At 55.0% G+C, this 14,461-nt stretch carries 12 protein-coding genes; 3 read left to right on the forward strand and 9 right to left on the reverse strand.

The annotated features are described in order from the left end of the window. Window positions 1–50: 50 nt before the first annotated feature. On the reverse strand, window positions 51–665 hold the full coding sequence (locus tag FKW19_RS00125) for a 50S ribosomal protein L25/general stress protein Ctc (protein ID WP_006116925.1): 615 nt from the start codon (window positions 663–665) through the stop codon (window positions 51–53). 159 nt (window positions 666–824) lie between these two features. On the opposite strand from FKW19_RS00125, the gene FKW19_RS00130 reads away from it, so the two are divergent. The 3 genes from FKW19_RS00130 to FKW19_RS00140 all read left to right on the forward strand — a co-directional run bounded on the left by FKW19_RS00130 (window position 825) and on the right by FKW19_RS00140 (window position 4,911). Continuing rightward, a complete protein-coding gene (locus FKW19_RS00130) occupies window positions 825–1,892 on the forward strand; it encodes a low specificity L-threonine aldolase (protein ID WP_089178560.1) in 1,068 nt (355 codons plus the stop codon). Between the two features lie 121 nt (window positions 1,893–2,013). After that, window positions 2,014–3,801 (forward strand): aspartate--tRNA ligase, encoded by a 1,788-nt coding sequence (aspS, locus tag FKW19_RS00135; protein WP_006116923.1) that lies wholly within the window; start codon window positions 2,014–2,016, stop codon window positions 3,799–3,801. A gap of 150 nt (window positions 3,802–3,951) precedes the next feature. Continuing rightward, entirely contained in the window at window positions 3,952–4,911 is a 960-nt protein-coding gene (locus FKW19_RS00140) for a cell envelope integrity EipB family protein (protein ID WP_238331233.1), read from the forward strand. Window positions 4,912–4,974: 63 nt separating this feature from the next. On the opposite strand, the gene FKW19_RS00145 is transcribed toward FKW19_RS00140, so the two are convergent. From FKW19_RS00145 to prpC, 8 genes are all read right to left on the reverse strand, one after another. Further along, window positions 4,975–5,523, reverse strand: coding sequence for a hypothetical protein (locus tag FKW19_RS00145; protein WP_035352535.1), 549 nt, complete (start codon window positions 5,521–5,523; stop codon window positions 4,975–4,977). Beyond that, window positions 5,520–6,812 (reverse strand): aminopeptidase, encoded by a 1,293-nt coding sequence (locus FKW19_RS00150; RefSeq protein ID WP_035352532.1) that lies wholly within the window; start codon window positions 6,810–6,812, stop codon window positions 5,520–5,522. The genes FKW19_RS00145 and FKW19_RS00150 overlap by 4 nt, the downstream gene beginning before the upstream one ends. Window positions 6,813–6,961: 149 nt before the next feature. Beyond that, a complete protein-coding gene (locus FKW19_RS00155) occupies window positions 6,962–7,516 on the reverse strand; it encodes a DUF1643 domain-containing protein (protein WP_089179874.1) in 555 nt (184 codons plus the stop codon). Between the two features lie 97 nt (window positions 7,517–7,613). After that, a complete protein-coding gene (locus tag FKW19_RS00160; RefSeq protein ID WP_162870755.1) occupies window positions 7,614–8,732 on the reverse strand; it encodes a thylakoid lumen protein in 1,119 nt (372 codons plus the stop codon). A gap of 71 nt (window positions 8,733–8,803) precedes the next feature. Then, window positions 8,804–10,066: an MFS transporter gene (locus FKW19_RS00165; protein WP_089178558.1), complete on the reverse strand. Its 1,263-nt coding sequence runs from the start codon at window positions 10,064–10,066 to the stop codon at window positions 8,804–8,806. Between the two features lie 225 nt (window positions 10,067–10,291). Then, a complete protein-coding gene (gene acs / locus FKW19_RS00170; protein WP_089178557.1) occupies window positions 10,292–12,280 on the reverse strand; it encodes an acetate--CoA ligase in 1,989 nt (662 codons plus the stop codon). A gap of 55 nt (window positions 12,281–12,335) precedes the next feature. Then, window positions 12,336–13,268, reverse strand: a complete 933-nt coding sequence (gene prpB, locus FKW19_RS00175; RefSeq protein ID WP_089178556.1) for a methylisocitrate lyase — start codon at window positions 13,266–13,268, stop codon at window positions 12,336–12,338. Continuing rightward, a complete protein-coding gene (gene prpC, locus FKW19_RS00180) occupies window positions 13,265–14,431 on the reverse strand; it encodes a 2-methylcitrate synthase (RefSeq protein WP_089178555.1) in 1,167 nt (388 codons plus the stop codon). Before prpC ends, prpB begins: the two co-directional genes overlap by 4 nt. Window positions 14,432–14,461: the final 30 nt, after the last annotated feature.

Here is a 14,461-nt window from a genome sequence, read left to right on the forward strand (position 1 = left end):
TGCACGCACCCCCCATGCCTAATAAACAACCCGAATAAACCGGCTTCCGATCAGGAAGCAGCTTCTTCCGTAGCTGCTGCTTCACCTTCCGTGGTGTCCACGCTTGGTGCAGCAATAGAAGCCACAACAAAGTTTTCTTCGTGGGTCAGCGGGGTTACGCCTGCGGTGCCCTGCACATCTTCCCAACGCACGTTGTCTGCAATGTCCAGCTTGGACAGATCAACGGTGAAGAATTCCGGAATGTTGTCTGCTGGCACGTCCACTTCAATGGTGTGGCGTACAACGTTCAGCACGCCGCCACGCTTGATACCGGGGCATGTTTCTTCGTTTTCGAAGTGAACAGACACTTCAACATGCACGCGGGAGCCAGCGGCCAGACGCAGGAAGTCAACGTGAACAGGGCTGTCCTTCACGGGGTGCAGCTGCACATCACGCACCAGAGCGCGTTCTGCCTTGCCATCAACCTTGATTTCATACACGCGAGAGCGCCAGCCAGAGGCCTGAATGCCCTTGATGATAATGCGCGGGTCGATAGCAATAAGGGTGGGTTCCTGCTTGCCGCCGTAGATAACGCCGGGCACAAGCCCTGCACGCCTCGTTGCCCGCGCTGCCCCCTTACCAGCCTTCGCGCGCGCCGAAGCTTCGATAGATGTAATCTTGGACACGTTGACTTCTCCATAAAAAACTTAATCACGCAGGCCTCCAGGGGTGCCCACGCAGTGGCAGCGCCTTACAGCAAAAGCTGTGCATGAGCAAGGTATAGCTTGTGCTATAGGGCAGGCTTTGGCACCTGTTGCCCACAGCCCTTGCCGGAGAAGCCGCTTATGCCCCTGCCGCAAACCACCACGCCCCCACAACAGTTTGGCAGTGATAATTATGCAGGCCTGTGCCCGCAGGCGCTGGAAGCCATAAGCCGCGCGGCCAAGGGGTCCACCCCCGCATATGGGGATGACGCCTGGACACGCCTTGCCGCCAAAGCTGTGGCGGATGTGTTGGAAGCGCCTGAAGCCGCAGTGTTTTTTGTGCTCACTGGCACCGCAGCCAATGCGCTGGCGCTGGCAACGCTGTGCCCACCTTATTGCAGCATTATTGCCTCGGAAGTTGCACATGCTGAAACCTCCGAGCGCGGCGCCCCAGAGTTTTTTACCGGCGGCGCCAAGCTGATAACGCCCCCTACCCCAGACGGTAAGCTAACCCCAGAGGCCATAAAACTGGCTGCCCGCCGCGCCAGCAGCCCGCAGGCTTCCACCCCCGCAGTGGTAACCATTACGCAACCCACAGAAAACGGGCTTGTGTATTCGGTGGATGAGATTCGGGCCATTGCCAATGCCTGCCACGATCATGGGTTGCGGCTACATATGGATGGCGCACGTTTTGCCAACGCCATTGCCACACTGGGCTGCACACCCGCCGCCATGACATGGCAATCCGGTGTGGATGCCCTAAGTTTTGGAGGCACCAAAAACGGCATGGCCATGGGGGAAGCCGTGGTGTTTTTTAAACGCAGCATGGCGCAGGGCTTTGCCGAACGCGCCAGACAAAGCGGGCAAACGGCCTCTAAAATGCGCCTTCTATCCGCACCGTGGCTGGCCATGATCCATAGTGGCGCATGGCTGGACAACGCGCGCCACGCCAATGCCAGTGCACGCCAATTTGCACAGGCGGTAGAAGATATGCCCTCTGTTAAACAAGCATGGCCCGTACAATCCAACGCCGTGTTTTTGCTCATGCCCGAACCTGTCATGAACGAATTGCGGGCCAGAGGCTGGCGCTTTTACACATTTTTTGGGGGTATCTGCCGCTTTATGTTTGCGTGGGATGCGCGGCCAGAAGCCATTGCCGCATTAGCCGCAGATTTACGTAGCTGCGTGCGCGGGCAAGGCACCTTATAAGACGCAAGATTACAGTGTGGCCTTGACATAAGCGCTGCTCCCCTGCTTCCTCCGGGCACAACGGAATCATTGCCAAAAACCGCCCCTGCTGCAACGCCGGGCCAGATTTCAGGACAAGACCATGCATCCTTACCGTTCCCACAGCTGTTCGGCCCTTCGCGCCAGCGATGCCGGCACCACCGCGCGCCTGTCCGGCTGGGTGCATAGCAAGCGGGACCACGGCGGGCTGCTGTTTATTGACCTGCGCGATGAAACAGGCCTGACACAGATTGTGATTCCCGCCGGTTCCCCCGTTATGGAAACCGCCGAACACCTGCGCGTAGAAAGCGTGATAACCGTAACCGGTGATGTGGTGCTGCGTGATGAAACCACCCGCAACCCGGACTTGGCCACCGGTGATATTGAAGTGCGCGCGCGTGAGCTGATTGTTCAGTCCTCCGCCGCTGTGCTGCCACTTCAGGTTGCCGGGCAGGAACATTATTCTGATGAGCTGCGCCTACGTTACCGCTATATTGATCTGCGGCGCGAACAAGTGCACGCCAACATCCGCCTGCGCTCCGCCATTATTGCCAGCATGCGCCGCCGCATGACGGATCTGGGCTTTACCGAGTTCCAGACCCCGATCCTAACAGCATCCTCCCCCGAAGGTGCGCGTGACTTTCTGGTGCCTTCCCGCACCCATGCGGGCAAGTTTTACGCTTTGCCGCAGGCCCCGCAGCAGTTCAAGCAGCTTGCCATGGTGGCCGGGTTTGACCGCTACTTCCAGATTGCTCCGTGCTTCCGTGATGAAGCCTCCCGCGCGGATCGTTCCCCCGGTGAGTTCTACCAGCTCGACTTTGAAATGGCCTTTGCCACGCAGGACGAAATTTTTGCCGTTCTAGAAGAAGTAATGTCTGGCCTGTTTACGGAATTTGGCAAGGGCCGCGCTGTTAGCACCGCACCGTTTGAGCGTATCCCCTATGCCCGCGCCATGAAGGTATATGGCTCCGATAAACCAGACCTGCGCAACCCGCTGCTAATTACCGATGTAACAGAAGATTTTGCCGGTTCCGGCTTTGGCCTGTTTGCCCGCATTGCCGCCGATGGTGGGGAAGTGCGCGCTATTCCGGCCCCCGGCGCTGGTGGCCGCCCCCGCTCCTTCTATGACAAGCTAAACGCTTGGGCGCGTGAAAACGGCGCTGGTGGCTTAGGTTACATCACCTTTGCAGAAGAAGGCGGCCAAGGCCCGATTGCCAAAAACCTTGAAGCCGACCGTGTAGAAACCATTCGCACCAAACTGGGGCTGAAGCCCGGTGATGCCGTGTTCTTTGCTGCTGGCAAAGGGCATGATGTGGCCAAGTTCTCTGGTCTTGTGCGCACCCGCATTGCTGAAGAACTGGATCTGATTGAAAAGGATGCCTTCCGTTTCTGCTGGATCACGGACTTTCCGATGTATGAGCTGAATGAAGAAACGGGGCTGATTGACTTCTCACACAACCCGTTCTCCATGCCGCAGGGTGGTCTGGAAGCGCTAAACACCAAGAACCCGCTGGATATTCTCGCTTACCAGTATGACATTGTGTGTAACGGCATTGAACTTTCCTCCGGTGCTATCCGCAACCATCTGCCGGATGTGATGATCCGCGCCTTTGAAATTGCCGGTTACCCAGAAAGCGAAGTGGAAGCCCGCTTTGGCGGTATGCTCAACGCCTTCCGCTACGGTGCGCCGCCGCATGGTGGTTCCGCCCCCGGTGTGGATCGTATTGTGATGCTGCTGGCAGATGAGCCGAACATTCGTGAAGTTATTCTGTTCCCGCTGAACCAGCAGGGTGAAGACCTGATGATGGGTGCCCCGGCCCCTGTTCCGCCGGAACGCCTGAAGGAACTCTCCCTCGCGCTGAACCTGAAGCCTGCTGTCAAGAAAGACTGATCTGGCCTTCACATCTGCATGCAAAAGGGCCACACCACGGCCCTTTTAACATCCGGGTGGTTGCAAGACCGCGCCGGATGTTTTTTTGTACCGGGTATGAGACGTTTACGCCGCCTGCCTTCTTACACGCCCCCTGCCCGCAGTTTTTTCTTGAGGCAAGGATACGCTTGCAGTGCAGTAAGCAGAGCCATTGCATTTGTGCTGGTTGGTGGCGTGGTGGCCTTGCCCCCACAAATGGCACATGCCCAAACAGCCGGAGCGGTGGTGCCTTCTGGCACGGTTACGCAAAGCACAACCTCAGCCGATACGCACGCCAGTATTACGCCCAACACTGCGCCATCTTTTTCCGATACAGATACTCGCCAGATTGCCTCGCAACGCGCGGTGTATGATCTTACGCTCACAGAAGCCTCTGGCGGCAAAACGCTTTCTGCCACGGGCACCATGCTTTACAGCGTGCGGCATGGATGCAGCGGATGGTCCACCCAACAGCGATTGGATATTCAAAGTGTAACACGCCAGAACGGCGTGGAGCATATGGTGTCTGACTATTCTACCTTTGAAAGTGCAGATGGGCACAGCCTGATCTTTCGCACCATGGAAACATCTAACGGCAAGCTGCTCCAAAACATCCGGGGGGAAGCAACACTGCATGCGGATGGTTCTGGCACAGCACATTATGAAAAACCTTTAGCCAAAACGCTTACACTTCCGGCTGGCACGTTGTTTCCCATCCAGCATACAGTTTCCATTTTAGATGCAGCCCGAAGCGGAAAAACCGAGATTTCGGCACCTATTTTTGATGGCACATCACCAGATGGCGCAGCCGATACGTACATCACCCTTTTGGGCTGGGGCAATACAACGCCCACAACAGATTTTGCCGCCCTGAACGCCTTGCAATCTGGCCGCGTGCATGTGGCCTTTTTTGCACGCACGCCCCCCAATATGATGCCAGAATATGAAATTGGCATGCGTTATTTTGCCAATGGTGTTTCCGATAATCTGACGCTGGATTTTGGAGATTTCCGCATGAAGGGCACATTACATGCGCTTGATCTGCCCAAGCCCGAAACCTGCCATACCAAACCGCAGCAGAAGAAAAATTAAAACGTCACAAACAAAAAATGGCAGGAAAAACCTGCCATTTTTTGTACACCAATATGTATGAGATTAGTGCGAAAGTGCACCACCAGACTGATGAGCCGAGCGCAGAACTGTTACCAAATTCTGTAAATCCTGCGGGTTGGATTTAAGAATAGCAACATTGGCAGGTTCGGGCTGTGGCATTTTGGTATTGCTGGGGTTGGCAGGCACGTTCATCAAGCTGCCCGTTAGGCCCACACAGGTCAGGCTCATCACAAAATCATGCGCTGAAAAGCCATTCTTTTGCAAAATTGGCTCCAAACCCGGCACCTGCTGAACAAGCGCGATCTGCTGATCCAAAGACATGCCAAAACGTGAGGGGGGCTGAATACCTGCTGCCTGAATTTCCTTTAACGCTGTGGTTAAACGCGGCAACACGTTTGGAGCCAGATGGTAATGCAGCGCGGTATCCATATCATGCTGCAAGGTGGCTACCTGCTCTGGTGTTAAATTGGGCGCACCATTGCCGCCGGTGGAAACAGTTTGCGCTTGTGCCGCCGTGCCAACCACAAGCGCCGCAGCCCCCATGGCACCCAACAGAGCAGAGCGGAAGGAAAGTTTTAGAGTATTTCTCATGCTTCTATCACCCATTCACCTTTGCGCATCAATGCCACGCGTTCGCCTTTGGCATCCATGCCGTCCACATCAATTTCACCAGAACCAATCATCCAGTCTATATGGATCATGCTGCTATTGGCCCCGCGTGCAGCCAATGCGGCCTCATCCAACCCAGCCGTATCGCGCATACATTTGGTGTAAGATTGCCCCAATGCGATATGGCTGGCGGCGTTTTCATCAAACAATGTGTTCTGGAACAAAATACCACTGCGCGAAATAGGGGAAGAATTGGGCACAAGCGCCACTTCCCCCAAACGGCGCGCACCTTCATCCGTATCCAGCACACGGGCCAGCACATCTTCACCCTTGCTGGCGTGCATTTCCACAATGCGTCCGGCTTCAAACCTTACGCGAATATCCTCAATCAACGTGCCTTGGTGTGAAAGCGGCTTGGTGGCCGCTACCGTGCCATCCACCTTAAGGCGGTGTGGTGTGGTAAACACTTCCTCGGTTGGAATATTGGGGTTGCACACAATGCCGTTTCCGGCTTTTTCCGCACCGGCTGCCCATTCGTGCCCATCTGCCAGCCCCACCATCAGATCTGTGCCGGGGCCTTTAAAATGCAGCGCACTGTAACGGGCATTATTTAAAAACGTGGCGCGGCGATGCAGAACGGCATTGTGGGCCTCCCAATCCGCCACCGGGTTCTCACCCGTAATGCGCGAAACAGAAAAAATAGCCTGCCACAGTTTTTCTACTGCCTGATCAACCGGCAGATCCGGAAATACCTGTGCCGCCCATGCCGGAGAAGCCGCCGCGACAATGCACCAGTTCACATCAAAATTGGTGATAATTTCCATAGCAGGCCGGTTCACGCGGGAATTGGCCCTACTGGCGCGGGAAATACGCTCTGGGTTCTGCCCTGCCAGCAATGCGGGGTTAGAACCCGTAATGGCCATACGCGCGGCGCCATTACGGAAGGCTTCTGTCATTCCGCCAGCAAGCCAGCCTGCTGCGGTATCAAACGTATCTTCCGCCGCGTATTTATAACGGGCCAGCGTGGTTTCCTCATCCGAATAAAAGGTGCTGACGAGCGAGGCCCCAGCCTTGTACGCGTGCTCCGTAATCCGGCGCACGAGCGGCACGGCATGAAGGGGGGCGGTAATAATAACCTGCTGGCCGTGGGCCACGTTCAAACCCGTGCGCGCTGCCACTTCACCCAGCTTATCCAGCATGGTGGCAAATTCGGCAGATGCCAGATAACCACCTGCGGCACCCTGCGTGTTCTGTAAGGCCATAATATCCATATTTCCCTTAACTTTGCTGCACCACACGCCTGATTTTATAATATGGCAGGCATTGGGTGCAGAACTCAAACACCTCTATGTGTATCGGATACCGAACAAGGCCGGGCGTCAATACACATGGGCAGAAAGCTGCTTTCCGTTTCCTGTACTTAGCTTTTCGGCAAGGGCTCCGGCAACAGGCTGGCGGGCAGGTACAGCGGGTGGCATGGTCGGCCTGTTTTGCTCAGCCGCAGCGCATCCACCGTAATGCCGTGTTTTTGGAGCATATGCACCACCTCCGGCCCACGGGCCAGCAGAGCCTTGTGGTGTGGTGTGCCATAAGCCGCAATCACTTTATTGGCTTCCTGCGCCATTTCCAGCAAGGCCTTATCATTTTCTGGCCCAACCGGATCTGGCGTTTCCAGCAGCCGAAGCTGATCTGTGCACCGATACGCAAAAGTATTGCCCACCAAAATACCGCCATACCCCCATACACGGGCATAGCGCTGGCATTTGGCGACAGTACGGTCATCTCCATATTCTGTGGCAACAGATGGGTTCATCATCAGCCACATAACCAACGGGCGTGTTGGGTTCCACACCCGTTTCAGGCGATAACGGTAGCATTTATCTGGCCCGCCATAGGTAGCGGTGCTGACAACATCTTCTGAAAGTTTCAGAGGGCGGGCGGTGCCAACATTATGCCCTTCAAACAGATCTTCCATTACACTCCCGCTGGCAGAACATAGCTTAATAAACCCAAGTTTTAGGCCGTGTTCCGTTCTGGCACAAATCTGGCTGCCAGCGGGCAGTGTGATATAGCTAGTGTGCAGCGCGCCACGCCTTGGTGGTGGCAGCAATAACCTGCTGCTGGTTCTGCTTTAATTTTTCCACATCATAGCCAAGAGCAGCACTTTGCTGGGATGTGATGTACCCCCATTGCACCAAAGATTGCGCCAGACTTTGCGGAAACGGCACGGTTTTTACAAACTGCTTGGGGCAGGATGCACCATCCTTGTTTTGAGGCCATGCGGCTTTATCCAGTGCGCACCATGTTTCTGCAAAATCAGAGTGCGTATCATAGCGCGCCATCATGTAACGCCAGCCTGCGTTCAGCTCCCCCATATTCGCGCTGGTGGCCACATAGGCGGCCAGATAGCCGTTTACTTCTGTAACACCCGTTTTGCGCCATTGTGCGGAATCCTGCGCAAGCTGGTTACGCAAATAGGCCGCAAAACGGGGCTGCGCCGTAACATTCTGCAACTGGCCATCCTGATACTGATACAACACCACCGGCATGGCCGAACCTGCGTGAGAGGCAAAGGCGTAATCAAACCGTTCATCCGTATAAACAAGCTGGCGAGTGCCATCTCGCGCCACATCCTGCACGATAGGCTCCCCACCGCCATTTTGGGCAGGCAGCGCCAGCACGCGCCATTGGCCTTGCGGGGCGGCCTCTACAATAGCGGCCGCCTGGCAACAATGCGCCCCACCTGTGTACCCCGAAACCACAACCTGAGGCAGGGCATTCTTTGGCGCATTTGGCACAAGTTGATACAGAGAAAGGTTTAAATCCATCAGCCCACCGCTATCCTCCGCCATCAGGCTGCCAAGGGTCTGGATGAATGCGGGGTGATCCGGGGCGTTCACCTCCAAGGTGGCTACACGGCAGGTTTGCCCTGCTGTTGGGTTTTCATCCTTGCCTAAAAGCAAACTGTTGGCCGGGCATGGCTGTTTGTCCGCCACTTTTACCGCAGCTTTTAGGCTTAGGGCAGATAAGGCCACCGGGCGGGCTTTTGCGTGCGGATCATCCCCTTGCACCTGCCCTCTTGCAAGCGGCGGTACCGTGCGCGGTTGCACATTGCGCGTGATAATCCGCTGTTCTGCCGGTGTTGCTGCATAAGCCTGCGCATATGGCACCCCTGCACCAGCCAGCACCATACATGCGCCCAGATATCTTATAAAAGCCAAACCGTTTTTTCCTTCCCACGTGTTGCCACTTAACCCGTTGTTTAGATCCGTTGTGGATACAGCCGAGCATTGAGGAGTGTAAGCACCAGCACAACCACGGCGCCACCCCCAACGGCCAACATCAGTGCCGGAGCCAGCCCCATACCTAACTGGGTAGCAAACCATGTTTGCAACAAAGCATTACTAGCAGCAATAAGGTTCCCGCACTGGTAAGCAAGGCCAGGAAACGTGGCCCGCACGGATGGAGGCGAAAGCTCGCTTAAATAGGCAGGCACCACGCCCCACGCGCCCTGAATACAGAACTGGATGCACACAGCCCCTAACCCCAGCCAGAACAGGGAGTGAGGGAGTGTCCATAACGGTAGCAAAGGCAGCGTTAAGGCCGCAGCAAGAATAATGGCATATTGCCGCCCAATTTTTTGCGACAAGAACCCAAAAAACAACCCGCCCGCAATAGCTGCCAGATTATACAGCACAACCACTGTTGTAATGGACGTAGGCGGCACATGCCGTTCCAGCGCCAGAAACACTTTGGGGTAGAGATCCTGAGAACCGTGGCTCATGAAGTTGAAAGCGGCCATCAGCACCACGGCAAAAACACATAATGCCGCATTGCCTTTTATAATGGCCAACAAACCAAGATGCGCTTCTGCATTTTTGTGCTGTGTATCGGCTTTCTGCCGGGCCAGCCAATCCGGGCTTTCTGGCACACGCAGCCAGATATACACGGCAGAAAAAATAGCCCCACTGCCCAGCACAAACAAACCGCGCCAGCCTAAAACCGGCAATAGCAGAAACACCAAAGATGCCAGCAAATACCCCGCAGGATACCCCGCCTGCAAAATGCCCGAAGCCGTGCCACGCCAGCTTTTGGGCACGCTTTCCATAATCAGGGATGTACCCACCCCCCATTCGCCCCCAAGTGCAATGCCAAACAGGGTGCGAAGCGCCAAAAATATAACAAGGGTTGGCGCAAAGGCTGAAGCCAATTCTATAAGGGAATAAATAATAATTGTTAAAACAAGCACCGGCTTGCGGCCATATTTATCTGCCGCGCGCCCACATAGAAAGGCGCCCAATGGCCGCGTCATTAACGTAAGTGTGGGGGCAAGCAACACACTTTGCAGGGACACGTTAAAACTGCGCGCCACATCATCAAGCGTGAACAACACAATAAAAAAATCACACGCATCTAGCATCCACGCCAGAAAAGATGCCAACACAACGTGGCGGGCTGTTGCTTTATCTACCGGCTGATCAGGCAAAGCAGACGGCGTTACAGACGAAAAAGAAGGCTCGGTCATTCACAGCTCCGGTTCTACAGCCTGTTTTTACCGTGATGGTGCCACGCATGCTTATCCAGCAGCCAGTGAATCTCAGATCACGACCCCGCCAGCGCGCCCATTTTTGCGTGATAAACCCACATAAACCCGTTTGTTAGGAACAAAACATACAACAGGGCCGAGGGGTTCCCTCGGCCCTGAAGCATCTTGCCGCGCGAAGCAAACTTGTAAGATCTCGCTTTAAGGTTAGGCTCTGGCCTGCGTGCGAGATGTAGAATCCTCATCAAAGGCCATGTGGCTCCATACTCTGTCACTCAGCATACGCACGATGGAAGGATCATTCAGAGATGAAAGGTCTCCCAGATTCTCTACTTCTCCACTGGCAATTTTACGCAGCAGGCGGCGCACAATCTTGCCAGAACGCGTGCGTGGCAGATCCGGCACCAGATAGACGGCTTCTGGCGTGGCATAACGCCCCAGCATACCGGAGATAAGGCGGCTTATACCCTTTTCTGTGAGTTGCGTGGCCACGTTCTGGCGTTGAATAACAAATACTGCCAGCGCCTGCCCCTTTACCGGGTGCGGGATGCCCACTGCAGCAGATTCCACAATACGATGATCTGCTGCCAGCGCATCTTCCACCTCTGCCGTGCCCAAACGGTGCCCTGCAATATTGATAACATCGTCCATGCGCCCCGTAATCCAGTAATACCCATCGGCATCTCGCCGTGCGCCATCACCCGTAAAATAATGCCCTGGCACCATACTAAAATATGTCTGGCAGAAGCGCGCATGATCCTTCCAAATTGTGCGCGCCTGCCCCGGCCATGAACACGCAATGCACAAGCTGCCTTCCGCAGGCCCCTGCACCGGCCTGCCCTGCGTATCGGCTATCACCATTTCCAGCCCCGGCAACGGCGTGCTGGCAGAACCGGGTTTAAGCGGCTGCACACCGGGCAATGGCCCCAGCACAATGCCAGCGGTTTCTGTCTGCCACCATGTATCCACCACGGGGCAACGCTTTTTGCCGACAACATCATGATACCACAGCCACGCATCGGGGCTTATGGGTTCCCCCGCAACACCTAATAAACGCAGGGAATCCAGCTTGCGGGCATTCACCACATCATCGCCATCGGCCATCATGGCACGTACGGCTGTGGGGGCCGTAAACAGCATGGTCACCTTATGCTCATCTATCAGATCCAACCACCTGCCCGGAGCGGGGTATGAAGGCAGGCTATCGGAAATCATGGTGGTGCCACCATTGGCCAGCGGGCCATACACAACGGATGTATGCCCGGTTATCCATGCCACATCTGCCGTGCACCACAGGACATCACCGGGTTGATGATGGTACACCATGCCCATGGTGTAAGCAGCCCACACCATATAACCACCAGTAGCATGCACAACTGCTTTGGGTTTGCCTGTGCTACCAGATGTATAAAGCATAAACAGCGGTGCTTCTGCCCGCATCACAACGGGCACAAAATCTGCTTCAAACGAATCTACAAAATCATGAAAATCGTAATCTCTCCCCGGCAGCATCGGAACAGGCGCATCTGATGTGCGCACAACTAGAACAGCACGTACGCCACTCTCTGCACCTGCCTTGCAAAGGGCCTCATCCATAATGGCCTTAAAGGGTACAATCTTGTTGCCACGCATGCTTTCGCTGGCAGTAATAACCGCAACTGCGCCGCTATCTATAATACGTTCTGCAATACCTTCTGCCGAAAAACCACCAAACAGCACCACATGCACCGCGCCAATACGCGCACAGGCCAACATGGCCACCACGGCTTCTGAAATCATGGGCAGGCAAATGGCAACGCGGTGCCCTTCTTCCACCCCCAAATGCACCAGCGCGTTGGACAGGCGGCAAACCCGTTCATGCAGCATGGCATATGTAATTTTTTCTGCCTCGGCCCGGCCTTCACGGTGGCTGATAAGGGCAACCTGATCGGCCTTGTCTGTCAGATGTTTATCAATACAGCATACCGAAGCATTCAGCAGGCCATCTTCAAACCAGCTTATGGACACATTATCCGTAAAGCTGCCCGTAAAGCCTCGCCTGGGTTTGCGGTGCCAGTGCACGCGCCGGGCCTGTTGCAGCCAGAAACCATCCGGGTCTCGGCGTGCATAGCGCTGCATGGCGGCCAGTTCCGCAGGTGGCATCAGGGCCGGGTAATCTGCATACTGCGTGTGTGGGATAGTGATGTTTTCCGACATTGTTCTGTCCCCCTTACTTTTTTGTTTTTTGTTGTTTGGGATAGAAAGAGAATGTTCAGGCGGCGTTGCGATCGTCCTGACCGATGTGCGGCAGAACCGTGGCCACAATGCCTGCGTCCAATGATTCATAATCGTAATACCGGATTGTTTTGTACAGTTCCTCTCGCGTTTGCATGCGCGGTAGCATGTCCTGCGTACCGCCTGTGCGCGCAATGGTTTTGTACAAATCCTCCTGCGCCTTGTTAGCCGCCCGCAGGGAACTGACAGGCCAGATGACCATACGGTATCCCATATCTTCAAACTGAGATGCCGTGAAGTAAGGGGAGCGGCCAAACTCTGTCATGTTAGCAAGCAGGGGCACATCTGGCATACGGCGCACAAACTCCCTGAACATATCTTCAGAAATCAATGCTTCAGGAAAAATAGCATCAGCCCCGGCCTCGTAATACAAGCGGGCACGGGCCACGGCACCATCCAGCCCTTCTGAGCTGGCGGCATCTGTGCGCGCAATAATCAGCATATCGCGCCGGGCCTTGGCTGCGGCCGCCACCTTTTGCGCCATCTCCTGCGGAGAGGCGAGCTTTTTATTGTTCAGATGCCCGCATTTTTTGGGCAGTATCTGGTCTTCAATATGCACGGCAGCAGCGCCGGAATCTTCAAAAGCCCGTACCATGTGCATGACATTCAGTACTTCACCGTATCCGGTATCTCCATCCACCAAAAGCGGCAAGCCGGAAGACCGTGCAATCTGGCGGATGAAGAAACACGCATCCTCAATGGTGATAATACCCAGATCTGGCAGCCCCATGCTGGCAGACATAGCCGCACCTGAAAGATAAAGAGCCTGAAATCCATTATCCTTAGCCTGCAAAGCCGCCTGCCCATTATGTGCCCCGGGAATTTGCAGAATACCTTGTTTGTTCAGCAGAGCGCGAAAGCGTTGCCCGGCTGGTGTTTGTGGCAGATCCTTGCCAACCAGATATGTCATGCTGCATGCTCCAGACCATCGCGTTCACGCAGGGGCACAAAAGGCCGATTATCCGGCCCCACATAATTGGCAGACGGGCGAATGATTTTACCATCCTGCCGCTGTTCCATAATGTGGGCGCACCACCCTGTTACGCGGGCAATTACAAAAATAGGTGTAAACATGGCCGTAGGAATACCCATGGCGTTGTAAGAAACCGCGCTAAACCAATCCAGATTAGGGAACATTTTTTTCTGCTCATCCATAATCCGCTCAATACGCTCGGCTACATGATACAGACGCATGTTGCCATTACGGCGCGAAAGGTTGCGAGCTGTTTCCTTAATAATTTCGTTACGCGGATCAGCTATTGTATAAACAGGATGCCCAAAACCGATGATAACTTCACGGTTTTCCAAACGCCGCAGAATATCTTCTTCAGCCTCATCCGCAGTGCGATAGCGTTGCTGAATATCCAACGCCACTTCATTGGCGCCACCATGTTTGGGGCCACGCAGCGCCCCTATGGCTGCCGTAACGGCAGAATACATATCCGAACCAGTACCCGCCACCACTCTGGCGGTAAATGTGGAGGCATTAAATTCGTGCTCGGCATACAAAATAAGGGATGTGTGCATAGCCTGCACCCAATCCTCCGATGGCGCTTTACCATGCAGAAGGTGCAAAAAGTGTCCGCCTACACTTTCATCATCCGTATTGGTCTCTATCCGCCGTCCGTGGTTTGAGAAATGATACCAATACAGCAGCATAGACCCTAACGAAGCCACAAGCCTGTCTGCAATATCTCGTGCGCCTGCGGTGGGGCAATCGCTCCGTTCTGGCAGTGCACAACCCAGAACGGAAACTGCCGTGCGCATAACATCCATAGGGTGCGTGGCGGCTGGCAGACGTTCCAAAGCGGCACGCACAATGGCAGGAATATCCCGCATACTGGCCAGATGCCGCCTATAGGCTTCCAGTTCTGCGCTATTGGGCAGATATCCGTGGATAAGCAGATGCGCGACCTCCTCAAACGTGCTGGCGCGCGCAAGGTCTTTGATATCGTACCCACGATAATGCAGATCATTCCCGCTCTGCCCCACAGTGCTGAGCGCCGTGTTGCCCGCAACCGTGCCTGACAGCGCAACAGATTTTTTTGGTTTTCTGTGCAGATGCGTTGTCATTGTTCTATTCCTTCCTGTGCGTTATCGCCT

Origin of the sequence: Acetobacter sp. DmW_125128 (assembly GCF_008704325.1) — a bacterium.
GTDB classification, from domain to species: domain Bacteria; phylum Pseudomonadota; class Alphaproteobacteria; order Acetobacterales; family Acetobacteraceae; genus Acetobacter; species Acetobacter oryzifermentans.

Excerpts from the sequence above, each read along its gene's own strand:
- FKW19_RS00130 (WP_089178560.1), top strand. The coding sequence starts at position 825 with ATGCCCCTGCCGCAAACCACCACGCCCCCACAACAGTTTGGCAGTGAT.
- aspS (WP_006116923.1), top strand. The coding sequence starts at position 2,014 with ATGCATCCTTACCGTTCCCACAGCTGTTCGGCCCTTCGCGCCAGCGAT.
- FKW19_RS00145 (WP_035352535.1), bottom strand. The coding sequence starts at position 5,523 with ATGAGAAATACTCTAAAACTTTCCTTCCGCTCTGCTCTGTTGGGTGCC.
- FKW19_RS00150 (WP_035352532.1), bottom strand. The coding sequence starts at position 6,812 with ATGGATATTATGGCCTTACAGAACACGCAGGGTGCCGCAGGTGGTTAT.
- FKW19_RS00155 (WP_089179874.1), bottom strand. The coding sequence starts at position 7,516 with ATGGAAGATCTGTTTGAAGGGCATAATGTTGGCACCGCCCGCCCTCTG.
- FKW19_RS00160 (WP_162870755.1), bottom strand. The coding sequence starts at position 8,732 with ATGGTGCTGGCTGGTGCAGGGGTGCCATATGCGCAGGCTTATGCAGCA.
- FKW19_RS00165 (WP_089178558.1), bottom strand. The coding sequence starts at position 10,066 with ATGACCGAGCCTTCTTTTTCGTCTGTAACGCCGTCTGCTTTGCCTGAT.
- acs (WP_089178557.1), bottom strand. The coding sequence starts at position 12,280 with ATGTCGGAAAACATCACTATCCCACACACGCAGTATGCAGATTACCCG.
- prpB (WP_089178556.1), bottom strand. The coding sequence starts at position 13,268 with ATGACATATCTGGTTGGCAAGGATCTGCCACAAACACCAGCCGGGCAA.
- prpC (WP_089178555.1), bottom strand. The coding sequence starts at position 14,431 with ATGACAACGCATCTGCACAGAAAACCAAAAAAATCTGTTGCGCTGTCA.